The sequence below is a fragment of the Streptomyces sp. NPDC031445 genome (genome assembly GCF_055581365.1).
Map to the genome: position 1 here is coordinate 1 of NZ_JBVIJO010000022.1, position 24,596 is coordinate 24,596.

Annotated in this window: 23 protein-coding genes; 20 read left to right on the forward strand and 3 right to left on the reverse strand. The window is 71.6% G+C overall.

Features of this window, described 5'->3' with window-relative positions:
- Positions 1–119: 119 nt before the first annotated feature.
- Complete coding sequence (locus tag ACZ5DC_RS37645) at positions 120–554, reverse strand: hypothetical protein (protein WP_468660485.1); 435 nt, start codon at positions 552–554, stop codon at positions 120–122.
- 6 nt (positions 555–560) lie between these two features.
- On the opposite strand from ACZ5DC_RS37645, the gene ACZ5DC_RS37650 reads away from it, so the two are divergent.
- The 11 genes from ACZ5DC_RS37650 to ACZ5DC_RS37700 all read left to right on the forward strand — a co-directional run bounded on the left by ACZ5DC_RS37650 (position 561) and on the right by ACZ5DC_RS37700 (position 12,221).
- On the forward strand, positions 561–1,079 hold the full coding sequence (locus tag ACZ5DC_RS37650) for a peptidylprolyl isomerase (protein WP_468660487.1): 519 nt from the start codon (positions 561–563) through the stop codon (positions 1,077–1,079).
- 1,660 nt (positions 1,080–2,739) lie between these two features.
- Entirely contained in the window at positions 2,740–3,591 is an 852-nt protein-coding gene (locus ACZ5DC_RS37655) for an ABC transporter substrate-binding protein (RefSeq protein ID WP_468660489.1), read from the forward strand.
- Positions 3,592–3,593: 2 nt separating this feature from the next.
- A complete protein-coding gene (locus tag ACZ5DC_RS37660; protein WP_468660491.1) occupies positions 3,594–4,343 on the forward strand; it encodes an amino acid ABC transporter permease in 750 nt (249 codons plus the stop codon).
- Positions 4,340–5,110, forward strand: a complete 771-nt coding sequence (locus ACZ5DC_RS37665) for an amino acid ABC transporter ATP-binding protein (protein ID WP_468660493.1) — start codon at positions 4,340–4,342, stop codon at positions 5,108–5,110. The genes ACZ5DC_RS37660 and ACZ5DC_RS37665 overlap by 4 nt, the downstream gene beginning before the upstream one ends.
- Entirely contained in the window at positions 5,110–6,237 is a 1,128-nt protein-coding gene (locus ACZ5DC_RS37670; RefSeq protein ID WP_468660495.1) for a LacI family DNA-binding transcriptional regulator, read from the forward strand. Before ACZ5DC_RS37665 ends, ACZ5DC_RS37670 begins: the two co-directional genes overlap by 1 nt.
- A gap of 169 nt (positions 6,238–6,406) precedes the next feature.
- Positions 6,407–7,531: an NAD(P)/FAD-dependent oxidoreductase gene (locus tag ACZ5DC_RS37675; RefSeq protein WP_468660497.1), complete on the forward strand. Its 1,125-nt coding sequence runs from the start codon at positions 6,407–6,409 to the stop codon at positions 7,529–7,531.
- A 29-nt stretch (positions 7,532–7,560) separates the two neighbouring features.
- Positions 7,561–8,571: a Gfo/Idh/MocA family protein gene (locus ACZ5DC_RS37680; RefSeq protein WP_468660499.1), complete on the forward strand. Its 1,011-nt coding sequence runs from the start codon at positions 7,561–7,563 to the stop codon at positions 8,569–8,571.
- Between the two features lie 46 nt (positions 8,572–8,617).
- Entirely contained in the window at positions 8,618–10,654 is a 2,037-nt protein-coding gene (locus ACZ5DC_RS37685; RefSeq protein ID WP_468660501.1) for an oxidoreductase, read from the forward strand.
- A gap of 91 nt (positions 10,655–10,745) precedes the next feature.
- The gene (locus ACZ5DC_RS37690; RefSeq protein ID WP_468660503.1) at positions 10,746–11,378 is read left to right on the forward strand and encodes a M15 family metallopeptidase; all 633 of its coding nucleotides are present in this window, start codon (positions 10,746–10,748) and stop codon (positions 11,376–11,378) included.
- A gap of 51 nt (positions 11,379–11,429) precedes the next feature.
- Entirely contained in the window at positions 11,430–11,753 is a 324-nt protein-coding gene (locus ACZ5DC_RS37695) for a hypothetical protein (RefSeq protein ID WP_468660505.1), read from the forward strand.
- A gap of 69 nt (positions 11,754–11,822) precedes the next feature.
- Positions 11,823–12,221, forward strand: a complete 399-nt coding sequence (locus ACZ5DC_RS37700; protein ID WP_468660507.1) for a DUF6234 family protein — start codon at positions 11,823–11,825, stop codon at positions 12,219–12,221.
- Between the two features lie 144 nt (positions 12,222–12,365).
- On the opposite strand, the gene ACZ5DC_RS37705 is transcribed toward ACZ5DC_RS37700, so the two are convergent.
- Both ACZ5DC_RS37705 and ACZ5DC_RS37710 read right to left on the reverse strand, forming a co-directional pair.
- Entirely contained in the window at positions 12,366–12,554 is a 189-nt protein-coding gene (locus ACZ5DC_RS37705; RefSeq protein ID WP_468660509.1) for a hypothetical protein, read from the reverse strand.
- Positions 12,551–12,817, reverse strand: coding sequence for a hypothetical protein (locus ACZ5DC_RS37710; protein WP_468660511.1), 267 nt, complete (start codon positions 12,815–12,817; stop codon positions 12,551–12,553). The genes ACZ5DC_RS37705 and ACZ5DC_RS37710 overlap by 4 nt, the downstream gene beginning before the upstream one ends.
- A 623-nt stretch (positions 12,818–13,440) precedes the next feature.
- Here ACZ5DC_RS37710 and ACZ5DC_RS37715 point away from each other — a divergent pair.
- From ACZ5DC_RS37715 to ACZ5DC_RS37755, 9 genes are all read left to right on the forward strand, one after another.
- On the forward strand, positions 13,441–15,585 hold the full coding sequence (locus ACZ5DC_RS37715; protein ID WP_468660513.1) for a DUF8189 domain-containing protein: 2,145 nt from the start codon (positions 13,441–13,443) through the stop codon (positions 15,583–15,585).
- A 113-nt stretch (positions 15,586–15,698) separates the two neighbouring features.
- Positions 15,699–16,988, forward strand: a complete 1,290-nt coding sequence (locus ACZ5DC_RS37720) for an ABC transporter substrate-binding protein (RefSeq protein ID WP_468660517.1) — start codon at positions 15,699–15,701, stop codon at positions 16,986–16,988.
- A 1-nt stretch (position 16,989) separates the two neighbouring features.
- The gene (locus tag ACZ5DC_RS37725; protein WP_468660521.1) at positions 16,990–17,925 is read left to right on the forward strand and encodes a carbohydrate ABC transporter permease; all 936 of its coding nucleotides are present in this window, start codon (positions 16,990–16,992) and stop codon (positions 17,923–17,925) included.
- Positions 17,925–18,788 carry a carbohydrate ABC transporter permease gene (locus tag ACZ5DC_RS37730; RefSeq protein ID WP_468660523.1) on the forward strand — a complete coding sequence of 288 codons (864 nt, stop codon included), beginning with the start codon at positions 17,925–17,927 and terminating at the stop codon, positions 18,786–18,788. The genes ACZ5DC_RS37725 and ACZ5DC_RS37730 overlap by 1 nt, the downstream gene beginning before the upstream one ends.
- Positions 18,785–20,884 (forward strand): alpha-galactosidase, encoded by a 2,100-nt coding sequence (locus ACZ5DC_RS37735; protein ID WP_468660525.1) that lies wholly within the window; start codon positions 18,785–18,787, stop codon positions 20,882–20,884. Before ACZ5DC_RS37730 ends, ACZ5DC_RS37735 begins: the two co-directional genes overlap by 4 nt.
- 50 nt (positions 20,885–20,934) lie before the next feature.
- Positions 20,935–21,705, forward strand: a complete 771-nt coding sequence (locus ACZ5DC_RS37740) for an SDR family NAD(P)-dependent oxidoreductase (RefSeq protein ID WP_468660527.1) — start codon at positions 20,935–20,937, stop codon at positions 21,703–21,705.
- A 109-nt stretch (positions 21,706–21,814) separates the two neighbouring features.
- The gene (locus ACZ5DC_RS37745; RefSeq protein ID WP_468660529.1) at positions 21,815–22,549 is read left to right on the forward strand and encodes a FadR/GntR family transcriptional regulator; all 735 of its coding nucleotides are present in this window, start codon (positions 21,815–21,817) and stop codon (positions 22,547–22,549) included.
- Positions 22,546–23,691 carry a galactonate dehydratase gene (gene dgoD / locus ACZ5DC_RS37750; RefSeq protein WP_468660531.1) on the forward strand — a complete coding sequence of 382 codons (1,146 nt, stop codon included), beginning with the start codon at positions 22,546–22,548 and terminating at the stop codon, positions 23,689–23,691. The genes ACZ5DC_RS37745 and dgoD overlap by 4 nt, the downstream gene beginning before the upstream one ends.
- A gap of 5 nt (positions 23,692–23,696) precedes the next feature.
- Positions 23,697–24,581, forward strand: coding sequence for a hypothetical protein (locus tag ACZ5DC_RS37755; RefSeq protein ID WP_468660533.1), 885 nt, complete (start codon positions 23,697–23,699; stop codon positions 24,579–24,581).
- The last annotated feature ends 15 nt before the right edge of the window (positions 24,582–24,596 follow it).

Consider the following 24,596-nt stretch of genomic DNA (forward strand, 5'->3'; position numbering starts at 1 on the left):
AGGCCCGCAGGTGAGGTGAGCGGCCGGCGAACGGTCCGCGCTCCCACGACCGCGGCGAAGGGCGGCCGCCGGTGCCCGTGGACGCGCGGCCGGACGGGCACATGCGGCTGTCGTCCAGGTCAGCTGAACCCGTGACCGATGTGGTCAGCCGAAGAGCCGGTGATGGTGATGTGGAACCGCCCCTGCCGGCCGAGGGCCTCCTCGACCGACGTTCCGTCGCGGGCCGCGGCCTGCGCCGCCTCTTCACCCAGCACGTCGCGGAACCAGCCGAGGACCGCGACCACTGTGCCGCTGCCGTCGGGGCCGGCAGCCCCCCGCCCTGGAAACCCGGCTGCCGGGTCGGCCCCGCCGGGTCGCGTGAGACGGGGTGAGGTGGCGATGACATACGGGCACCACCTCTGGTTGATCTTGCGGGTACCGTTCAACTCGGCGATGCCCGCACCACGCTGGTATCGCCGGCACGCACGCCGTGGGCATTCTGCCCGCCTGACCCGGAAGGACCTGCGACTGTGGAATTCCCCAGCATCGACGTGCCTGGAAGCGGACAGCTCCATGCCCGTATGATCACCTCTCTCGGCGAGATCGTGGTCCGCCTCGAGGAATACCGGGCCCCCAGCACGGTCAAGAACTTCGTCGGCCTGGCGACGGGCACCATCGACTGGAAGGATCCTGTCTCGGGTGAGTCGATGAAGGGCACGCCGCTGTACGACGGCACGCTTTTCCACCGGGTCATCCCCGGCTTCATGATCCAGGGCGGAGACCCCCTCACCCGTACGAAGGACACGGCCTCACGCTGGGGAACAGGCGGCCCGGGCTACACGTTCCCCGACGAGTTCCACCCCGAACTGCACCACAGCGGGGCGGGCGTGCTGGCCATGGCCAACTCCGGCCCCGCGACCAACGGCTCCCAGTGGTACATCACCGAGGGACCGGCCCCCCACCTGAACCGCAAGCACACCATCTTCGGTCAGGTCGTCAGTGGCCAGGACGTCGTCCACGCGATCGCCCACGTTCCCACCACGCAGGACCGCCCCAACTCGGACGTCGAGCTGCAGCGGGTGGAAGTCTTCCGGCAGTAGACCAGGCCACCGTGCTGCTTGGCGCCCCAGCGCGTCAGGCGGCTTCGCCAAGGCCACTCGGGCACAGCAGGCTGGAACCGGTGAGCCGACAGCTCCGACTCTGGGCTCCGGCGCCGCATCCGCCCCGGCCGCCCGGCCGGTCGTTCCGGGCGGCTTCCCCTCACCCGCCGCCGGCCCCGCCGACAGCGAGCACGAGCCCAGGTCCGCACGACGTTTCTCGCCGTGCCCCGCAGCGCACCCGCTCCCGATGCCAGAGGCAAGACCGCTGAGAGGGCCGGCGCACGCCTCTCGCAGCAGTCACGCTGCTGCTGTACGCCCTCGTGGGCGCCTTCGGAGATACGGGTGCGGGCCAGCGCCCGCGGGGTTCGGCGCACTGTGGACGACGTAGCCGTGGACCGCCCTGCCACCGGAGTACCGGGTCACCGTGCCGGGGTCCACCCAGAGGCGCCGGGGTGCGGGCGGGAAAGTCGCGGTGTGGAGCGTCAGAGCGACGGACAGCCCGCAGCGGCCGCAGCCGCTTGTTCACCGGGCCGATTGGCGGGCCGGGCTGTTACTCGCTTTCGGGTGAGTGCGCTCGTCACGATGGGGTGGCGCAGTCCGGCGATGCGTCGCTTGAAGGCCGGGGTTCCAGGGGCCCGGCATCTGATGCCTCACCGGTCCGCCCGATGCAGACGATCAATGTGCCCACCACCGGCCCGCCCCGACAATCCGGCCGCCGACGCACCGACATACGGCTCTCGAGGGGCGCTGCCGTTGCGGCTTGAGCGCGGGCAGACGGCCGCTCTTGTGACGTGCTTGTTCCCTGCGCTCTGCTGCTGGGAACGCCACGGCACCGACGGGCGTCTCCGGTGCGGCGGGCGCAGCGTGACGCTCTCGCAGACCGCGGGCCACGCCGCCGGGCTTTTCATCCCCACCGGGGACCACCCTGGCGCTGGCTGAGCGTTCAGCGCGGGTGGGGATCGCGCGAGAGTGCGCACGTCACCCTCGTGAGGTCGCCATGGTGGTGGAGGTTGGCGTTGACGTCGCTCGTGACAGGGCAGGTCGGTGGCGGCACCCCGCCCGGCGGCCCCGGGCGCGTCCGGGACTGTCACCCTCTGGCATCGTTCGGTCAGGTCGAGCGGCCGCCGCTCCGTGGCCGCGCCGCCGGGCGCGCCGGTACTCGGCTTGAGGGCAGGGCAGCTGCCGCGGTCTGCTGGGTTTGCCGCTCGGGAAAGGCCTCGGTGATCTTTCCCCGAGGGCGTGGAAGCGACGGACGCTTCCCTGCGGAGGGCGCTACCCGCGGGAAGTGCCGGGACCCGCCGACGAGTTCGCCGTGCCCGAGCGACTCTACGACGGCGCCTTGCGGCCGGGCACGTGCAGATCGAGGCCCACGGTTCCGGTTCGTACGGTCCAGAAACGGTCGGCGTGCCGGCCCTCCTCGAACAGGCCGCGCCCTCTGTCCCCAGGTTTCCGGACGAAGGTATTGACGCTCGCGACAGCCGGTGAGAACGTTCTCTCACTCCGCGATGAGAGAACGTTCTCTCGCGGCGTAGGGACGTGCTGCACGTGTCATCGCTTCGGCCCCGTCGGCATCCGTCCCACCTGTCCTCTCGTCCGGGTCGGCCAGTCGGATCCGGACCTCAAGCACACGCGCGAGTGTCTCGGCATGCATGGAGGAGTTATGGGGAAGGCCCGTCCAGCGAAGAGAGGGGTTGCCGCGGTGGCCCTGCTGCTGCTTGCGGTAACCGGCTGCGGTTCCGGGGAGACGCCCACGGGGGCGGGCTCCGGAGGGCAGGCACAAGGGGTCGGCCGAGCGGGCGTACTGAAGATCGGAACCTCGAACAACATGAAGCCATACGCCTACGAGGAGAACGGCAAGCTGACCGGCTTCGAGGTCGATCTCATCTCGGCAGCCGCGCGCGAGCTCAAGCTGGAGCCGCAGATCGTGTCCCTGGACTTCTCGGCGCTGCTGCCGGCGGTCAGCAACCGGCAGTTCGACGTGGCCGCCGCGGCGATCGGCATCACCGCGCCGCGCAAGAAGATGGTCGACTTCTCCGAAGGCTATCTCGCGGGCTACTTCGGCGTCCTGACCAAGCCGGACAGCGGGATCACCCCCTCCGTCGCGAGCGTGAAGGGCAAGCGGATCGCCGTACTGCAGGGGTCCATCGAGGATGCCAACGCCGGCACGTTCCTGCCGGGCGCGGACATCGTCCGGTTCCCCGACGACAACTCCGCCGACCTGGCGCTGAAGAACAACCGGGTCGCCGGATTCTTCAACGACTTCGGACCCAACCTCGGCATCGTCAAGAAGTACCCGGACCTGCACCTGAAGCAGCCCATCACCCTTCCGGCCACCGACTTCCCCGCCGGCTGGGCGGTCCGCAAGGGCAACACCGAGCTGGCCGGCGAACTCGACGGTGCGCTCCAGCAGTTGGTCGACGACGGCACCTGGCTGAAGCTGTACAAGGAGTACTTCCCGCAGGACCCGGTGCCCACCGGCAGTCAGCTGCCCCCCTACACCCCCAAGGGGTAGCCATGAACGCGTTCCTGCACAACTTCTTCGACTGGCGATTGATCGGCCAGGTGCTGCCGGACCTGCTCACCTACGGGCTGCGCAACACCCTGGTCCTCGCGGTGGCCTCCGCGCTGCTGGGCAGCGTCATCGGCATGGTCCTGGCGGTCATGGGCCTGTCGCACCGCTGGTGGCTGCGTCTGCCCGCCCGGATCTACACCGACCTCTTCCGGGGTCTTCCTGCGGCCCTGACCATCCTCATCGTCGGCGAAGGGGTGTTCTCCGCGCAGGTCAGCTGGCTGACCTCGCCGTACCCGGTGGCCATCGTGGCGATGAGCCTGATGTCGGGTGCGTACATCGGCGAGATCTTCCGCTCGGGCATCCAGAGCGTGGACAAGGGGCAGGGGGAGGCGTGCCGGGCCCTCGGGCTCACCCACGGCCAGGCGCTGCGCCTGGTGGTGGTCCCGCAGGGCGTGCGCAGGGTCCTGCCGGCCATGGTCAACCAGTTCATCGCCATCATCAAGGACTCCAGCCTGGTCTACTTCCTGGGCCTGGTCACCAGCCAGCGGGAGCTGTTCCGCATCGGTCAGGACGACGCGATGACGACCGGCAACCTCTCCCCGCTGCTGGCCACGGGACTGTGCTACCTGCTGCTGACCGTCCCGCTGACCCACTTGGTCAACTCCATCGACCGGCGGCTGCGCGAAGGCTCCCGCCCGGCCCCGGCAACCGACGAACCGTCGCTCGTGGACCCGAAAGAGGCGCTGGTATGACGACGCCGGATGTGGCGGCCCCCTCCCACTCGCACCGCTACGAGGGGACCTCGCTCGAAGCCCGCGACGTGCGGATGAGGTTCGGGCCGGTCGAGGTCCTGCGCGGCGCGGACCTCCTCGCCCCGGCCGGCGAGGTGGTGTGCGTCATCGGCCCGTCCGGTTCGGGCAAGTCGACGCTGCTGCGCTGCCTGAACGGGCTGGAGACCCGCTCGGCGGGCCGGATCCTGCTGGGCGGCGAGGACACCTCGACGATGGACGTCAACGTGCTGCGCCAGCGGGTCGGCATGGTCTTCCAGCACTTCAACCTGTTCCCGCACAAGACCGCGGCGCAGAACATCATGCTCGCGCTGCGGCACGTGAAGAAGATGCCGCAGGAACAGGCGGAGGCCATCGCCCGGCAGCGGTTGCGGGACGTGGGCCTGGCCGACCGCGCGGGACACCGTCCGACCCAGCTGTCCGGCGGTCAGCAGCAGCGGGTCGCCATCGCGCGGGCCCTGGCCATGGAGCCGCAGGTGATGCTCTTCGACGAGGTCACCAGCGCGCTCGACCCCGAACTGGTCAAGGGCATCCTCCAATTGATGGCAGACTTGGCCCGGGGCGGCATGACCATGGTCGTGGTGACCCATGAGATGGGGTTCGCCCGGAAGGTCGCCGATACGGTGGTGTTCATGGACGCGGGAGTCGTGGTGGAGTCCGGGCCGCCCGAGCAGATCTTCGACGCGCCCTCCTCGCCGCGGCTGAAGACGTTCCTGTCGCAGGTGCTGTGATGTCGGCCGGCACGGGAGCCGCACCGGGGCGCAGGCGTCCGACGGTGGCCGACGTGGCCCGCGAGGCGGGTGTCTCGGTGGCCACGGCCGGCCGTGCGCTGGGCAACTACGGTCGGGTCAGGGACGACCTGCGCGAGCAGGTGCAGGCGGCCGCAGAACGGCTCGGATACTCACCCAACGCCGTGGCGCGCAGCATGCGCTCCGGTGGCACGCGCAGCATCGGGTTCGTCGGCGCCGACATCTCCAACCCCTACTTCGCCACCGCGATGCGTGGCATCTGCGACGTCGCCCGCGAACAGGGCTACGAGCCGATCCTCGCCAACAGCGACGACCGGCTGGAGGTGGAGCGCGCCGCGGTCAGCGTCCTGCTGGACAAGCAGGTCGAGGGCATCGTCGTGGCGCCGACCTCGGTCACCGACGTCGCCCACCTGGAGCGGGCGAAGGAACTCGGCGTGCCGATCGTCCTGCTCGATCGGCACATCGGTGCGCTCGAAGCCGACAGCGTGGTGATCGACAACGAGGCGGCGGCGTATCAGGCGGTCGCGCACCTGCTCGGCCTCGGCCACCGCCGGGTCGGTCTGCTCGCGTGCGTCGACCCCGCGGAGGGCCCGGAACTGGTGGCGCGGACCGGCACCGGGCGGCTGACGGTCCGGGGCGCCGCCCGCCCGTCCATCGACCGTATCCGGGGCTACCTGGCGGCCGTGGACGACCATCGGGCGACCTCCTCGGCCGAGCTGATCCAGTACACGCCGCTCAGCGACGCGGCACAGGCCCAGCGGAGGGCGGAGGCCCTGCTGACGCAGCCGCAGCCGCCCACGGCCGTCTTCGCCACCGACAACGTCACCACGCAGGGCCTGTTCATGGCGGCACGCCGGCGTGGACTGGCGATCCCAGCGGACGTCTCCCTGGTCGGCTTCGACGACCTGGACTGGACCACGCTCGTCGATCCGCCGCTCACCGTGGTGGCCCAGTCACCGCTGGACATGGGCCGCGCCGCCGCGGTGCGCCTCTTCGAGCGGATCAAGGGCGACGACCGCCCGGCAGAGCGGATCGTGCTGCCGACCGAACTGGTCGTCCGCTCCAGCACCGCCGAGCACAGCCACGGCGTGCGCGAGCATTCCGGCTGAGCCGCTCCGGCCCCGGCTGATCGCGTAACGTACCGCGACCCCCGGCTGACATACGGCACCCGCGTCGTCGGCCGGAACACCTTCGGGGCACCGTACCCGACCCACGAGCAAGCGCCGTGCCCCGGGCGTCTCGTCCATGCCCTTCTCATGAACACCGAGAGGTCTCTCCATGCGTACTTCCCTTTCCCGCCCCCGCGTCGCCGTCCTGGGCGGCGGTGTCATCGGGGTGGCGACCGCGACGCGGCTCGCCCTCCGCGGAGCACAGGTCGTCCTGGTCACCGAGTCCGAACTGGCCGACGGGGCGTCGGGCCGCTCTCTGTCCTGGCTCAACTCCTTCGGCGGCATGCGCTCAGAGGCCTACCACCACCTGCGGGTCCTGGGCATCGACCGCTACCGCACCTTCGCCACCCGCGTGCCGTCCTCCGACTTCCTGAGGTTCGACGGCGGATTGACCTGGGCGGCGCCGGGTGAGGCTTCGCACCGCGTGGCGTTCGAGCACATGCGGCGCAACGGCTACGACGCCGTGTGGCTGACCCGGGAGGAGGTCCCGCGGTGGGCGCCCGGCGTGAACCCGGCCGCGGTCCCCGAGGAGGGCGCCATCTTCAACCCCGGTGAGGGCTGGGTGGATCTGGTCGCGCTCGTCCGGCACCTCGCCGGTGTGTTCACCGAGGCCGGCGGTGTGATCCGCGCCGGTGGCGGCGCCGCCGACGTGGTCGTCGAAGGCGGCCGGGCGGTCGCGGTGCGCACGGGCGCGGGGGAGCGGATCGACGTCGACGCGGTCCTGCTGGCGACGGGCGCCGACGTACCGCGCATGGTGCGCCCCTACGGGGCCCGGATCCCGGACGCGACGCCGCGAGCTCTGCTGGTACGCACCAAGCCGGTCGACACGGCCCTGCGCGCCACGCTGAACACCCCGCGTGTGGCGCTGCGGCCCGCGCCGGGCGGGGCGCTGGTGATGGACTCCGATGCCTCGGCGGCCGAGGTGGTCGACCACGGGGACGGCAGCTACGAGGTCGAGGACTCCACCGTCGAGCAATTGCTGCGCGAGGCGACGGCGGTGCTGGCCGGCGATCCGCGGCTGGAGCTGGACTCATACGGCGTGGGCCGCAAGCCGATTCCCGGCGACGGCGAGCCGGTCCTCGGTGAACTCGATGAGGTCCCGGGCCTGTTCGTCGCGTTCACGCACAGCGGCGCGACCCTCGCCCTCATCGCCGGCGAACTGCTCGCCGACGAGATCACCACCGGCGAGCGCAGCCCGCTGCTGGCCGCGTTCAGGCCCGGCCGCTTCCGCTGACCCCTGTCCCAGCACAGGAAGGACAACGCATGACCACGCCTGTGCGCATCGGCCTGGTCGGTTGCGGCTTCGGCGGCCGACACTTCCACGCGCCGCCGATCGACTCCGCGCGGGACTGTGCGTTCCTCGGGGTGGTCACTACTTCGCCCGAGCGCCGCGCCCAGGTCGCCCAGGACCTGGGCCGGCCGACGTACGCCTCGCTCGAGGAGCTGGCCCGGGCCGGCGCCGAGGCGGTCGCGATCTCCACTCCGGCGGCCACCCACGTGGCACTGGCGCGGCAGACGCTGAAGCTGGGCCTGGCGGTGGTCTGCGACAAGCCGTTCGCGCTCGACGCGGAGTCGGCGCGGGAGACCGTATGGTTGGTGGACCGGCTCGGTGTTCCGCTGACGGTCTATCAGAATCGGCGGCGGGACTCGGACTTCCGCACGCTGCGGCAGTCGGTCGACGACCGGAGGCTGGGCACGCTGATCCGGTTCGAGTCACGTTGCGAACGCTTCGAGCCCGAGCCGGGCCCGCCCGCCGCGGGCGGCGGCACCCTGCTCGACCAGGCGCTCGTACTGTCCGGGCCCGTTCAGCGGGTGTACGCGCGGACGCACCAACCGCGACGAGGCAGGCGGCCTCGACGACGACGTCTTCATCACGCTGACGCACCACAGCGGCGCGCCGTCACACCTGTGGGGAAGCTGGCGCCAGGGTGCCCCGGGCCCGCGCGTCCGGGCCACCGGCACCTCGGGCACCTACGTCGTGGACCGGATGGACGGGCAGGAGGCGTTGCTGGTCGCGGGCGCAGCCCGGCATCGGAGGGCGACCGCTGGGGTACCGAGCGCGAGGACCACTGGGGACAGGTGCTGCGCGGAGCGCACGCCGAGCCCGTGCCGTCCGCCCGTGGCGCGTGGGACCTGTTCTACCCCGCCTTCGCCGCGGTGGTCCGCGGCACCGGTGCGGTGCCCGTCGTTCCATGGGACGCGGTCGAGACCGCCACCGTGCTGGACGCCGCCCGTATCAGCGCCCACACCGGCCAGGCCGTACGCCTGCCCTGACCCCACACCCGTTGCCCCCATCGATCCGGCGAAGGAGTCCAGCCCCGTGCGTGTCAACGACCCCGTTCTGCAACCCCTGCGGATCAACAACCTGACCCTCAAGAACCGGATCTACAGCACCGGACACGCGCCGTCCGGCTACCTTGACGGCGGCGTGCCGGGCCTGCGGTACGAGCTGTACCACGAGGAGAAGGCCAAGGGCGGCATCGCCCTGACGATCATCGGGGGTTCGAGCAACGTCGCGGCGGACTCCGCCAACGTCTTCGACCAGATCAACGCCGGGGACGACGCCATTCTGCCGTTCTACCGCTCCATCGCCGGCCGGGTGCACCGGCACGGGACCGCCATCATGATCCAGCTCACCCACCTAGGCCGGCGCTCCAAGTGGGACATCGACCAGTGGCTGCCCGCCCTCGCCCCGTCCCCGGTGCGCGAGCGGGCCCACCGCAGCTTCCCCAAGCAGATCGAGCGCTTCGACATCGACCGGATCGTCACGGCTTACGGCACGGCCGCGCGAAAGGCACGCGAGGGCGGCCTGGACGGCATCGAGATCGCGGCCATGGCCGGCCACCTGATCGACCAGTTCTGGTCGCCGCGGACCAACCACCGCACGGACGAGTTCGGCGGAACCCTGCGGAACCGGCTGCGCTTCGGCCACATGGTGCTCGAAGAGGTCCGCAGACAGGTCGGCGACGACTTCGTCGTCGGCATGCGTGTCCCCGGCGACGAGGGCGTGGCCGACGGCCTCACAGCCGCCGACTGCGCCGACATCGCGATGGCCATGGCCGGTACCGGCAAGCTCGACTTCCTGTCCGTCGTCTACGGCTCCGGCAGCACCGACCGCGAACTGGCCGAGGTCATCCCCGTCTTCGGTCGGCCGCTGGGCGCCCACCTCCCGGTGGCGGCCGCGATCCGCGAGGCGGCCGGCGGCATCCCGATCTTCCACGCCGGCCGGATCGCCGACCTGCCCACCGCCCGGCACGCCATCGACGGCGGTCACGCCGACATGGTCGGCATGACCCGGGCGCACATCGCCGACCCGCACATCGTGGCCAAACTCCTCGCCGGACAGGAGGAGCGCATCCGCCCCTGCGTCGGCGCCACCTACTGCGCCTCCCGCGTGGAGACCTTCTGCCTGCACAACCCCGCCACCGGCCGGGAAGAGGTGATCCCACAGCTGGTCGGCCCCGCACCGGCCGCCAGACGGGTGGTCGTGGTCGGCGGCGGTCCGGCGGGACTGGAGGCCGCCCGCGTCTGCGCGGCACGCGGTCACCAGGTCACGCTGCTGGAGGCCGCCGACCGGCTCGGCGGCCAGGTGATCCTCGCCGCGCGCACCCCACGGCACGCCGAAAAGGCCGGCATCGTCCACTGGCTGGCCAAGGAGGTGGAGCACCTGGGAGTGACCGTCCGACGCGGCTGTCTCGCGGAACCCGCCGACGTCCTCGCCCTGCGGCCCGACGTCGTGGTGGTGGCCACCGGCGGGCTCCCCGACACCGCCGTGGTCCAGAACGGGGAGGAACTGGTCGACTCGACGTGGGATGTACTCGGCCGCAGGCCCCGGCCGGGCCACCGGGTACTGATCTTCGACGACCACGGCGGGGAGCAGGCCCTGACCGCGGCTGAGCACCTGACCACCGCCGGCGCGCACGTGGAGCTCGTCACCCCCGACCGGACGGTCGGCGCCGATGTGACCGGTACCCTCTACCCGGACTACCTGCGTGCCCTGTACGCACACGGCACGGTGCTGACCCCGGACCATCTCCTGCGCGCGGTCCGCCGCGAGGGCGGCGCGCTGGTGGCCACGCTGGCCAACGCCTACACCGACGCGGTGTGCGAGCGGACCGTCGACCAGGTCGTCGTCGAACACGGCACCACCCCGGCCGACGACCTCTACCACCAGCTGCGGGCGTGCTCCCGCAACCTCGGCGAGACCGACGTGACCGCACTGGCCGCGGGCCGGCCACAGGACCGGGTGACCCATGAGGGCGGTGCCTACCAGCCGTTCCGCATCGGTGACGCGGTGGCCCACCGCAACGTCCACGCCGCGCTCCTCGACGCCCGTCGGCTGTGCGGGTCCCTGTGATGGCCCCCTCGCACCGGGGCGTACCGACCGGCGTCCGGGGACGGCCAGCCGGGACTGCCGAGGACGTGTCGCGCGGCTAGTCTCACTCGGCATGATCTTGCTGAGCGATTCGCGAGTGATCGGCATCCCGGTGGCAGAGTGCGGTGAGCCCCTGGCGGAGATCGCCACGGCTACGACAGTCATGCTGGATTCGCGAGAACGCGACGAGCACGGAGCGTACGGACGTGTCAGGACGGGCGTGCTCCAACGCCTGCGCGCAGCCTCCGAGAGACTCCCTGCCGGTATCGGGCTCCTTGTGATCGAGGGCCATCGCAGTCCGGCCGAGCAGGCCCGTCGGTTCGCACTCTATGAGGACCGCCTGCGCCGCACGGGCATCAGTGACCAAGCAGAACTGCGGTGCCGGGCCAGCGCGTTCGTCTCTCCGGTGGAGGTGGCACCGCACTGCGCGGGCGCGGCAGTGGACCTCACGCTCATCGACGCCGATGGCGCGGAACTGGACATGGGCGGCGCGGTGAACGGACACCGCACGGGCGACGAGCGGTGGTGTCCCTTCGATGCTCCGGGCCTGTCGTCGACCGCGCGCGACAACCGCGACCTGCTGGCCTGGTGTCTGCGGGAGGAGGGCTTCGTCAACTATCCGAGCGAGTGGTGGCACTGGTCCTACGGGGACCGCTACTGGGCACTTCTCACTGGAGCCCCCGCTGCCGTCTACGGACCCGTATGACTCCCAACCGGACGCCCTCCGACGACGCTGCGGCATATGCTCTGGCGCACCATGACCGATCACCACACCTACGGCACCACTACCCACACCGTGAGCGAGCTGGTCCGGCTCGTCGGCGACCGCCTCGGGCTGGTCTTCACCGAGCGCGACAGCGACTACCGGGGCGTCTACCACCTCGCCGGCACCCGCAACGAGCGGATCGAGATCCAGCCCAACCCGATCCCCGGCGACGACGAGGAAGACAACCTCTACGCCCCGCAACACCCCTCGGTGCCAGTGCTGTTGTTCACCACCACACCCGCGCCCAGCCCAGCCCTGCAGGCCCGCCTGGACTCCATCGAAGGGCTCACCCGCCTGGACCACGAGACAGCGTGACCCGCCACCGAAGAAGAGCTGAGTACAGGTACTCATGCGTATCCCCGCCGGCGACGGCACTCTCCACCCATGACCGACACTTCTCCAGTCGCGGAACGTCGGCGCCCTTGGTCGCGCCGAACACGCCCTGGCGTGGATCTCGCCTTGGCCATCCCGCTGTTCCTGCTCGAGACCGCGTGGATGGTGCTGGACTGGATATACGGCCACGGTCTTCAGGTATGGGCAGCGCAAGGCGAGCGAGCACGGATCGACGCCGCCGATCTCGCTCACATCGGACGGTTACGGGTGCTGCTGATCGTCGTACTCACCCTGGCAGTCCTCGCTGCGATCTTCCGTGCCCGCTGGGCGGGGATCGCCCACCTGCTGGTTGCCCTCCTGGCGGCCGGATCGCTGACGGCCGCGCAGCACGAGTGGGACCACAGGCACACCCCGCCACCCGGATGCATCCGCTACAGCGCGAACTGCTGAGACCGCCGCAGGCCGATTGAGCCACCCTCGCGGGGGTGGGCCAGGAATCCTGGACCGACGGCACGCCGACGGCCTGCCGACTGCTGCGAAGCCCTGCCAGACGCACGGCTCACGCGTCGTGCTTACCGTTTTCGGCGGTGGATGTCAGGGGTTGGGGTGTGAGGCGGTCTTCAGTTTCCAGCCGCTGCCGCTGCAACTGTCGTGCAGGGGCCGGAAGCGGTGGCCCGTGACGTCGGCGCTGTTCTCGTGGCGTTGCCCGCCGTCGCACTCGTAGATCCCGGACCGGGGGACGATCTCGCCGGGATGGTAGGTCTTCGCGGTGCTCTCGCTCATGCCGTCCAGGGTCCACGACCGCACGGAAGGCGGCGGTGGTGATGCTGTCGGTGCCTCTTCGCCGGGCTTGTGCGCCATGCGCGCGAAGAATCCTGGCGGGTGGTGCGGGTGGTCAGGTAGAGCGCCGAGGCAGCCATCAGGATCGCCATCACGGCGAGCATGAAGCGGTAGTCCACCAGTGCGATCAAGCCGGCTCCGGCGGCGATGGCTGCGGTCTGCGGTGCCCCTATCAGCACGTTCAACGCGGCGTCGGTGCGTCCCATCAAAGCGGCCGGGGTGCGCCGCTGAACCGCCGCACCGCCGGGACGGTCGAGTCCAACAGCCCAACGGGCGCGCGTCAGCTCGCTGGTGTCATCGACTCCAGGGACGGGGACGAGTTCCCCGTGCGGTCCTCGTTGACCGGGCATCCGGGCAGTGTTTTCGCCGCCCGGTGGATACCGTCGCTCCTGGCCCGGGTGTGTCAGGACTGCGAGGTTGGGGGCGGCGGCCCCTTCTTGCTGTGCGCCCTGGGGCGGAGGCCCGCCCCGCCGGGTGCGCGCCGGTGGTTACCGGCCGGGGTGGACGGCTTGGACGTAGAGCGCGGCGACCGCCTCGTTGAACGGGTCCTTCGGGTCGTACAGCGCCGCGGCGGTCGTGTGGTCCAGAGCGACCGCGATCGCCGCCACTGCGCGGCCGCCTGCGGGTTGTGCGCAGTGGCGCCCAGGCGCTCCAGCAGGGTGCGGGCCTTCGCCTCTGCCTCCTCACTCGGCGCGCTGCGTGATACTAAATTAGTAATTAATATTGACAGGGTTTCGGTCACGGGCCACAGTCTTCGCCGTGACGTCGGCCTCCCGCAGGGACGCGCCCGGCGCACGTCTTCCCGCTTCCCAACCCCTGGGAGAGGCAAGTGACTTCCCAGTCGCCCACGCACAGCCCCCCGCGCCACCGGTCCGCGAAGCTGGCCCTCGCCGCCGCGATCACCGTCGTCCTCACCACGGCAGCGATCCCCCCGGCCACGGCTGACCCCGCGGTGGACCAGGGGGCGCCCGACTACTACGACAGCGGTCTCGCCCCCTCGCCCTACATGGGCTGGAACACGTACTACGGCCTCGGCGCCCCCACCGAGAAGGAGGTGCGCGCGGTCGCCGACAAGCTGGTCAGCAGCGGTCTGCGCGACAGCGGTTACGACATCGTCTGGCTCGACGGCGGCTGGCAGGCCGACAACCCCCGTGACGCGCAGGGCCGCTTGGTGGCCAACCCGGATCGCTTCCCGTCGGGCATCCCTGCCCTCGTCACCTACCTCCATCAGCGTGGCCTGCGGGCCGGCATCTACACCGACGCCGGTACCTACGACGGCGGCAAGAGCTGCGGGCTCGGCAGCCGGGGCCACTACGCCGAGGACGCACGGCAGTTCGCCGGCTGGAAGATCGACGCGATCAAGGTCGACTTCCTGTGCGGCATCGGCGAGAAGCTCGATCCGGGGCCGGCGTTCAAGGAGTTCAGCGACGCCGTCGCCAAGTCGGGCCGGAAGATGCTGCTGAACCTGTGCAATCCGCTCACCGACGACTGGGGCCTGCCGCATACGCCCGAGCAGGACGCGCACAACACGTACGCCTACGCCCCGACGATCGCGGACTCCTGGCGCACCGGCACCGACATCGCCTGGGGCACCCCGAGTCCGGGGCAGTGGCCCAACATCCTGCGCAACATGGACGCCAACGCCTGGCACCCGGAGGCCCAGGGACCCGGTCACTACAACGACCCGGACTACCTGATCCCCATGCGCCGCATGACCGACGGCTCCCTGGAGCTGACGCAGGAGGAGTCCACCACCCAGTTCGTGATGTGGGCCGAGATGGCCTCCCCGCTCGTCCTCGGTTCCGATCCGCGTACCCTGACGCCGCCGATGATCGAGACGCTGCGCAACCCGGAGATCGTCGCCGTCGACCAAGACCCGCTCGGCATCCAGGGCGTCCGGGTCGCCACGGACTCCGTAGGTGACGTCTACAGCAAGGTCCTGGCCGGACGCGGCGAGCGCGCGGTCGTCCTGCTCAACCGCTCCGGCCGGCCGGCCGAGCGCACGGTGCGCTTCACCGACGTCGCCCTCGGCGGATCCGTCGAGGTACGCGACCTGCGGGCACGCGCCGACCGTGGCGCGCACACCGGGTCGTACACCGTCGAGGTCCCCGCCCACGGCACCGCGTTCCTCAGGCTCACCGGGCAGGACGCGCTGCCCGGCACCAGCCTCGGGCGGAAGGCCTCGGCGAGCCCGGCCGTGGTGCGCGACGGCGACGCGCTGACCACCTTCTTCCGCGGACCGGGTGGCACACTCGTCCAGCACACGGCGGACGGCACGCGTCCGTCGCGGACCAGGGACCTCGCGGGCCCGGCCGGCGGACGGATCCTCGGCCAGCCGGCAGCCTACGCCTCCGCCGGCGGCCGTATCGACGTCTTCGTCCGCGGAACCGACGACCGCGCCTACCGCAGGATCTTCTCCGGCGGGCGCTGGGGCGACTGGCAGGACCTGGGCGGACGCCTGACCGACGCGCCGACCGTGGCCTTCACCGATCCCGCGCACTGGACCCTCGTCGCGCGCGGCGGCGACGGGAGCGTCGTGCAGCGCGGACCCTCGTCCGACTGGTCGTCACTCGGCGCGCCCGACGACCGGCCGGTGTACGGCAGGCCGTCCGCGGTCGTCGACGCGGACGGGCGTGTCCACGTCGCCGTACGCACCGCCGCGGACGACGTCTGGACCAGTTCGCGGGACGGGTCGGGACGGTGGTCGCCGTGGAGTTCGCTCGGCGGCACGGTGAGCGGCAGCCCAACGCTCGTCGCCGTGGGGGACGCCGTGGTGCTGTACGCGCGGGCGGGTGACTACACCCTGTGGCAGCAGCGGTACGACGGCGGCGCGTGGCGGGGCTGGACCAAGCGCGAGGAGTTCCCCAGCGCGGCCTTCGAGGGCTCGCTCGGCGCGGTCTCGGGCCCGGACGGGTCGGTTGACGCGGTGTTCCGCGGCGTGGACGGCTACGTCCACAGAACCCAGTTCAAATAAATTAGTAATTAATATTGACGTGGCGGGATCGCCACGCGACTCTGGATCCGCCGCGTACGGGGCCCGGCCGTCAGAGGGGCCGGCCCCGCCGCGCGGATCCACAGGGAGCCTGAATGACGAACCACCTGACCGGCCGTCGGCACTTCCTCGCCGGACTCGGAGCCGCCGGAGCGACAGCGCTGCTCAGCGGCTGCGTCACCTCCGCCTCCTCCGCCAAGACCTCCTCCAAGGGCCCGGTGACCCTCCAGTCCAACCTGTCCGCACCGCAGGCCAAGGCCGCGATGGAGGACCTTGTCGCTGCCTACGCCAAGAAGGGCGAGGGCCGCGCCCATCTGAACACGGTGGCCGCGGAGACCTTCCGCACCCAGCTGCCGACCTACCTGACCTCGGCCAATCCGCCGGACGTGTACACCTGGTACCCCGGTTCCGTGGCGGACACCTACGCCAAGAAGAACCTGCTCCTGGACCTTGACGACGTCTGGAACGCGTCGCCCGACCTCAAGCGGTACTCGAAGGCGCTGGACAGCCTGTGCACCGCGAGTTCCGGCAAGAAGGTCTTCGTCCCCACCACCTACTACTGGTGGGGCATGTTCTACCGGAAGTCGAAGTTCGCCACGTGGGGCGTGAGCGCGCCGGCCTCCTGGGACGAGTTCCTCGACCTGTGCGACAAGCTCAAGTCCAAGGGCGTGACACCGATCGGACTCGGCGCGGGGGGCAACACCCCCTGGGTGGCCTCGGCGTGGTTCGACTATCTCGACATCCGCATCAACGGCGCCGCCTACCACCGCCAACTCCTCGCGGGCAAGCGCCGCTTCGACGACCCCGAGGTGCGCAAGGTCTTCGACCGCTGGCAGGAGGTGCTGCCGTACTTCGACCCCGACGGCACGGCCGTGGCCTTCCAGGACGCCAGCACCGCCCTGCTCAACGGCCGCACCGGCATGATGCTCATCGGCACCTTCTTCGCCGACGCCGCCCCCAGGAACGCCCTCGACGACATCGACTTCTTCCCCTTCCCCGTCATCGACCCCAAGATCCCTCTCGCCGAAGAGGCCCCGACCGACGGCTACTTCGCCAGCGCCCGCAGCGGACGCCGCGACCAGGTCTTCGACCTGATGAAGTACCTCGCCACCGCCGAGGCGCAGGAGATCTACGTCAAGGGCTCGTCCGGAACCGTCCTGCCCTGCAACCCCGAGGCGGAGGACGCGGGCACGGCGCTGGTGAAGAAGGGCCGCGAGCACATCGGGCGGGCGGCCGAGCTGACCCAGTTCTTCAACCGCGACTCCAGCGACGCCCTCCAGCCCACCGCCGACACCGCGCTCACGAAGTTCATCGCCAGGCCGAAGGAGATCGGCGGCATCCTCCGGGACTGGCAGCGCGACGCCGAGAAGATCTGGAACGCCTGACATGGCCGTCCTGACCGCCCCGCACCGCGAGTCCCCGGTCCCGGCGCCGCCCCGGGGCAGCCGGGCCCGGGGCCCTCGCCGCACACCCCCGCTGGTCCTCGCCTTCGTCCTCGTCCCCCTGCTCGTCGAGGCCGTCTGGGTCTTCTGGCCCGCGCTGCAAGGCTTCTACCTCGCCCTGACCAGCTGGGACGGCGTCTCCGCGCCGACGTTCGTCGGCCTGGGCAACTTCCGCGAGATGGCGGGCGACGACGTCTTCCGCAGCGCCGCCGGCCACACCGTCCTGTGGCTGGTCCTCTTCGGCGGCCTGTCCGCGCTACTGGGCCTGGCCGCCGCCCTGCTGCTCCAGCAGGAACGCCGGGGCATCGGCTTCTACCGCGCGGCCCTCTTCCTGCCCGTCGTCTTCTCCCTGGTGGCCACCGCCCTGGTCTGGCAGGCCATCTACCAGCCCGACGGTGTGCTCAACCGCGTCCTGGAGGCCGCCGGCCTGGACAGCCTGCGCCACGCCTGGCTCGCCGACCAGGACACCGCCCTGTACGCGGTGATCGTGCCCGCCCTGTGGCGGCAGATCGGCTACGTGATGGTCCTCTACCTCGCCGGCCTGAAAGGCATCGACCCGGCACTCTACGAGGCGGCCAAGGTCGACGGCGCCGGCCGCTGGCAGCGCCTCCGTCATGTGACACTCCCGCAGCTGCGCAGCGTCAACGCCGTCGTGCTGTCCGTCATCGTCATCGACTCGCTGCGCTCCTTCGACGTGGTCTGGTCCCTGACCCGCGGCGGCCCCTACCACTCCTCCGAACTGCTGAGCACGTACATGTACTCCACCGCCTTCCAGTCCCTGCGCCTCGGATACGGCTCCGCCCTGGCCGTCGTCATCTTCCTGCTGGCCTTCGGGGTCATCGCCTCCTACCTGGTCCGAGCCTTCCGGGAGGCCGACTGATGTCCGCCGTGGACCCGCACACATCAGCCCGCGCGCTGCGCCGCCGGCGGGCCGCCACCGCCGGCTTCCACCTGGGCGCCGGAGCCCTGGCCGTCCTGTGGCTGCTGCCCATCCTGCTGGTCGTGGTCACCAGCCTGCGGTCCTTCAACGACATCGCCGCGCACGGCCTCGGCAGCCGGCCCCGCTCCTTCACGCTGGACAACTTCCGGCAGGCCTGGGTCGACGGCGGCCAGCAACGCGCCCTGATCAACAGTCTGATCGTCACCGTCCCCTGCGTCCTGGCGACCCTCGCCCTGGCCGCCATGGCGGCGTTCGCCCTCAGCCGCTACGAGATGCCCTTCCGCCGCTCCCTGTTGCTGCTCATGCTCGGCGGCAACCTGCTGCCCCCGCAGATCCTCCTCATCCCGGTCTCCAGGCTCAGCGAGATGATGGGCATCTACGACACCCTGCCCGCTCTGATCGGCGTACAGATCGGCTTCGGCGTCGGCTTCTACGTGTTCGTCCTGCACGGCTTCATGCGCGCGATCCCCGCCGAGATCCAGCAGGCCGCCGTCGTCGACGGCGCCGGCCCCTGGCAGATCTTCTGGCGCGTCATCCTCCCGCTCACCCGGCCCGCGCTCGCCGCGCTCAGCGCGCTGTCCTTCACCTGGATCTTCAACGACCTGCTGTGGGCGATCACCGTCCTGCGCAACGACAGCAAGATGCCGATCACCGCCGCGCTGATCGGCCTCCAGGGCCAGTACGTGTCCATGTGGAACGTGATCGCCGCCGGATCCGTCATCGCCGCCGCACCGACCGTAACCGTCTTCCTCCGCTTCCAGCGCCACTTCGTGGCCGGCCTCAACCTCGGAGCGGTGAAGTGACCCCGCACCAGCGCTGGACGCTGCGCACCGAGCACACCAGCTACACCGTCCGGCTCTCCCCGGACGGCCCCTGGGCGGAACTCCACGCCTGGGGACCGCACGGCGTCGAGGACGGGCCGTCGGCACTGGACTGGTCCCACCGCACCCACTTCATCACCCCGGCGGACGCCGCCCCCGCGGAGTACGTGCCGCACGGACTGCGCCCGTTCACCGGCGCCGATCTCGTCGCCGCCCGGCCCGGCTCCGAGCGCGGCGTGTGGTGGAGCTTCGAGGGCGCCGACGAGGAGCCCGGCACGCTCCGGCTCACCTTCACCGACGACCTCCTCGGCCTGCGCACCACCCTGTGCTACGCCACCGTGCCCGGCACCGACGTCCTGCACCGCTGGACCGAACTGACCTGCACGGGCGAGGAGGAACTGCGGCTGGAACGGCTGGACTCCGCCGCCGTGAACATCCCGGTCACCGCAGCCGCCCGGCTGACGTACCTGACCGGCCAGTGGTCCCAGGAGTTCCAGCACACCCAACTCGACCTGACCCGGGGCACGTTCACGATGGGCAGCACCCAGGGTGTGCCCGGCCACGCATACGCTCCCTGGCTCGCCGTCCAGGACGCGACGGCACCCCCCGACGCCCCCGCCCCCGCCTACGGCATCGCCCTGGAATGGCCCGGCAACTGGCACATCACCGCGCAGGCCGAGCCCGGCGGCACCGTACGCGTCCGTGCCGGACGCGTACCGCACGAGGGCGCGGTACACCTGTCTCCCGGCGACACGCTGACCACCCCCCGCCTCGCCTGCGCCTTCAGCCCGGACGGACTCGACGGACTCTCCCGCGTCTGGCACCGCTACGAGCGCCGCCTCGCCGGCGAGCGCCTGGACCGCCCCCGCAAGGTCCTGTACAACTCCTGGGAGGCCACCGGATTCGACGTCGGCGCCGAGAGCCAGCTGGAGCTGGCCAAGGCGGCGGCGGACCTCGGCGCGGAGCTGTTCGTGGTGGACGACGGCTGGTTCACCGGCCGGGCCGACGACACCGGGGGACTGGGCGACTGGCACCCCGACCCGGTGGCCTTCCCGCACGGCTTCGACCGGTTCGTCGACGACGTCCGCGCCCTCGGGCTGGACTTCGGCCTGTGGATCGAACCCGAAGCCGTCAGCCCCGGCAGCCGCCTGCACGCCGAACACCCCGAGTGGGTCTACCGGATCGAGGGCCGCCCGGCCCGCCGCGTGCGCAACCAGCTCCTGCTCGACCTCGGCCGCGGCGACGTGCAGGACTTCGTCCTCGCCACCCTCGACCGGCTGCTGACCGGCCACGCCATCGACTACCTGAAGTGGGACATGAACCGCCCGCCGACCGAGCGCGGCCGGCCGGGCGCCGGCCCCGCGGACCGGCTGGACCTCGACGCCGAGCACGTCCACGGCTACCTCCGCGTCCTGGACCACCTGCGCACCGCGCACCCCCACGTCACCGTCGAGGGCTGCGCGGGCGGCGGCGGCCGGATCGAGCACGCCACCCTCGCGCGCACCGACGTCGTCTGGCCCAGCGACAACACCGCGCCCCTGGACCGGCTCCGCGTCCAGTACGGCTTCCTGCACGCCCACGCCCCGCACGTGCTGAGCTCCTGGGTCACCGACGCCCCGGGCGTCTTCGACCCCCGCCCGCGCAGCCTCGCCTTCCGGTTCGTCACCGCCATGTGCGGCGTCCTCGGCATCGGCGCCGACCTGCGGACCTGGACGCCCGGACAGCGCGCCGAGGCAGCCGGATGGATCACCCGGTACAAGGAGGTCCGGGACGTCATCCACCACGGCGACACCCGCCTGCTCGGCTCCCTCGGGGACGCCACCTGCGGAGTGCAGTACGACGCCCCAGACGGACGCCGTACCGTCGTAGCCGCCTTCAACACCGGCCCGCTCGACGGCGCCCCGCTCGTACCGGGCCGCCCCGCCCGGCTGCGACTGCGCGGCCTGAACCCCACGGCGGCCTACCGGGACGCCGCCACCGCGACCACGTACAGCGGCGCCCATCTGCTGCACTACGGGCTGCCCTGCGCGTGGACCGCCGACCACGACGCCGACCTGGTCGTCCTGACACGGCACTAGCCCTCCAACCGCACGCCGCAAGCCACCCAGACGACAAGGAGCCCCGCCCCATGGATCCCGCACGACGGCACGGCGCCCGCTTCACCGGCCGCACGGCCGTGATCACCGGAGCCGCCTCCGGCATCGGGGCCGCCACAGCCGAACGCCTCGCTCAGGAGGGCGCCGCCGTGATCCTGGCCGACATCGCCGAGGAACCCGGCGAGGCCGTGGCCGCACGCATCGCCCAGGATGGTGGCCGGGCTCACTTCGTGCCCGCCGACGTCTCGGCCGAGCGGGACTGGCAGCGGATCGTCTCCGCCGCCCACGCCTACGGGCCCGTCGACGTGCTGGTCAGCAACGCCTACACCGTCGACGTCACCCCGGCCCACGAGATGACCCTCGCCTCCTGGCAGCGACAGCTGTCCGTCAACGTCACCGCCGCCTTCCTCGGCTTCCGGGCGGCCCTGCCCGACCTCCGCTCCCGTCGGGGAGCCGTCGTGCTCACCTCCTCCGTCCACGCCCACGCCGGCATCCCTGGCCATCCCGCCTACGCCGCCTCCAAGGGCGCGCTGCTCTCCCTGTGCGGCCAACTCGCCGTCGAGTACGGTCCCGAGGTGCGCGTCAACGCCGTCCTGCCGGGACCGGTGCTGACGGCGGCCTGGGACCGGGTGCCGCCCGAGGAACGCGAGCTGAGCGTCGCCGCGACCGCCGCCCGCCGCTTCGGCGCCCCCGAGGAGGTCGCCGCGGCCATCGCCTTCCTCGGCGCCGACGAGGCCTCCTTCATCACCGGCGCGCACCTCGTCGTCGACGGGGGCTGGAGCGTCACCAAGGCGTCCGCATGACCACCGCCGTCCGCTCACGCGACCCGTGCGCACCCGGTCATACTCGTCCGACACGTGCGCATCCGGACCCGTCCGACCCGTGCGCATCCCGAGAGAAAGGCTGTACGACATGACGCCCTACGCCCGCCGCGGCGTGCACGGCCAGACGGTGGAGGCGCTGGCCCGCCGCATCCTGGGCGGCGAGATCCCCGAGGGGGCCACGCTCGACCTGGTGGCGTTGCAGAGCGAACTGGACGTCAGCCTCACCGCCCTGCGCGAGTCCCTGAAGGTGCTGGCCGCCAAAGGCATGGTCGACGCCCGGCAGAAGCGCGGCACCTTCGTCCGGGCCCGCGCGGACTGGAACCTTCTCGACGCCGACGTCCTGCGCTGGCAGTTCGAGGGCGGCGCCGGCGAGACCGACCGGGCGCTGCTGCGCAACCTCGCCGAGGTGCGGGCCATCATCGAGCCGGCCGCCGTCCGCCTCGCCGCCGAGCGCCGCACCGACGACGACCTCGCGGCCCTGGACGCCGCCCTCGCGGCGATGGGGGAGCACGACACCGACCCGGTCCACGCCGTCGAGGCCGACCTCGCCTTCCACCGTGCCCTGCTCGCCGCCACCCACAACGAGCTGCTGGAACGCATGGAGATGGTGATCGAGTCCGGCCTCGCCCACCGCGACCGCCTGGTCCACAGCTCCCCGCACAGCGAGGACCCGGTTCCCGCCCACCGCGCCGTCCTGGACGCCGTACGCGACCAGGACCCGCGGGCCGCCGAAGCCGCCATGCACGCCCTCCTCGAACAGGCCGGGCGCGACGTGGACCGGATCGACGGCCCCGACGACACGAAAGGCACCGGCGGCAAGTGAAGATCGCCCGCATTGAGACGTTCCTGGTACCGCCGCGCTGGCTGTTCTGCCGGATCGAGACCGACGACGGCGTGGTCGGCTGGGGCGAACCCGTCGTGGAGGGACGCGCCGAGGTGGTCCGCGCCGCCGTCGACGTCCTGGCCGAACACCTTCTCGGAAAGGACCCGCTGCGCATCCAGGACCACTGGCAGGTGCTCACCAAGGGCAGCTTCTACCGCGGCGGCCCCGTGCTCTCCAGCGCGGTCGCCGGCCTCGACCAGGCCCTGTGGGACATCGCCGGCAAGACCTACGGCGCCCCCGTGCACGCGCTGCTCGGCGGGCCCGTCCGCGAACGCGTCCGGGTCTACGCCTGGGTCGGAGGTGACGAGCCCGCCGAGCTGACCGACCAGATAGCGGCCCAGGTGGAGGCCGGGTTCACGGCGGTGAAGATGAACGCCGCCGGGGCCACCTCACCGATCACCACCCCGGCCGAGACGGCGGCCGTCGTCGCCCGGGTCGCGGTGGCCCGGGAGGTGCTCGGCCCCGACCGGGACGTCGCCGTCGACTTCCACGGCCGCTTCACCGCCGCCAGCGCCCGCCGCGCCCTCGCCGAGGTGACGCCGTTGCACCCCTTGTTCGTGGAGGAGCCGGTCCTCCCCGAGCACAACCACCTGCTGCCCGGCCTCGTGACCGCCGGCCCGGTGCCGCTGGCCACCGGCGAACGCCTCTACTCCCGCGGTGAGTTCCTGCCCGTCCTCACCGCAGGGATCGCCGTCGCCCAGCCCGACCTGTCGCACGCGGGCGGCATCTCCGAGGTGCACCGGATCGCCGCACTGGCCGACACCTTCGGCGCCCAGCTCGCCCCGCACTGCCCCCTCGGTCCCATCGCCCTCGCCGCCAGCCTCCAGATCGCCTTCGCCACCCCGAACTTCCTCATCCAGGAGCAGAGCCGCGGCATCCACTACAACAAGGACGCCGACCTCCTCTCCTACCTCGCCGACCCCGAACCGTTCCGGTTCGTCGACGGTCACGCCCGCCGCAACGACGCCCCCGGCCTCGGCATCACCCTGGACGAGGCGGCCGTACGCGCGGCCGACCGGAGCGGGCACGCCTGGCGTAACCCCGTGTGGCGGCACCCCGACGGCTCTTTCGCGGAATGGTGACCCGCATGCTCGACGTCGCCACCGACCCGGACCGCGGCGGCCGTTGGACGTCGTTGCGCGCGGACGGCCGTGAATGGCTCTGGCACCGGCACGCACCGGAGCGGGACGACGCCGTCCCCGGCGACGCGTTCGTCGACGCGGGCGGACTCGAGGAATGCGTGCCCACCGTCCGGGGCCGCCCCGACCACGGCGACGCCTGGTCCCGCCCGTGGACCCGGGACGGACACACCGAACGGGTTGACTGCGCCGCCTTCACCCTGACCCGCACCCTCCGCGCCACGCCCGACGGAGCGGAAGCCGACTACACGCTGACCGCCGAACCCGGCTTCCGCTTCCTCTGGGCGGCGCACGCCCTGCTCGACCTCTCGGAGCACGCCACCCTCCACATGACCGGCGGCGCGACCACCCGCCTGTTCCCCGAAGCCGCCCCCCTGCTGAAGGAACCGTGGCCCGACGGCGCGCCCTGGGTCGCGGGTTCCTGGCCCGCTCCGCGCGGACTGGCCCTCGACCGGCTCGGCCCCGACGACGGCACCGCGGTGGGAGCCGTCGTGGACACACACCTGTGCTGCGTGCACGACGACCACGACCGGCTGTCCCTGAGCGTACGGGTGACCACGGACACCGTGGCCGGACACCCGGTGGCCGATCAGCACGCGGTCGCTCGACCGGCGGGCCGGCACTCCGGAGCCGGGCAACCCGTGTCGATCGCCCTGTGGCGCAACCTCGGCGGTTTCCCCGAAGCGAACCCCTACCGCAGCACGGGCGTCGAGCCGATGCTCGGCCGCGTCTTCGACCTCGCCGACGCCGGCCCCGGGGACGCCGCCGAGGTGCCCGCCACGGGAGAGGTGCACTGGCGACTGACGCTCAGCACCGCCTGCCGCTGCCCCTGACCCCCAGCAAGGAGA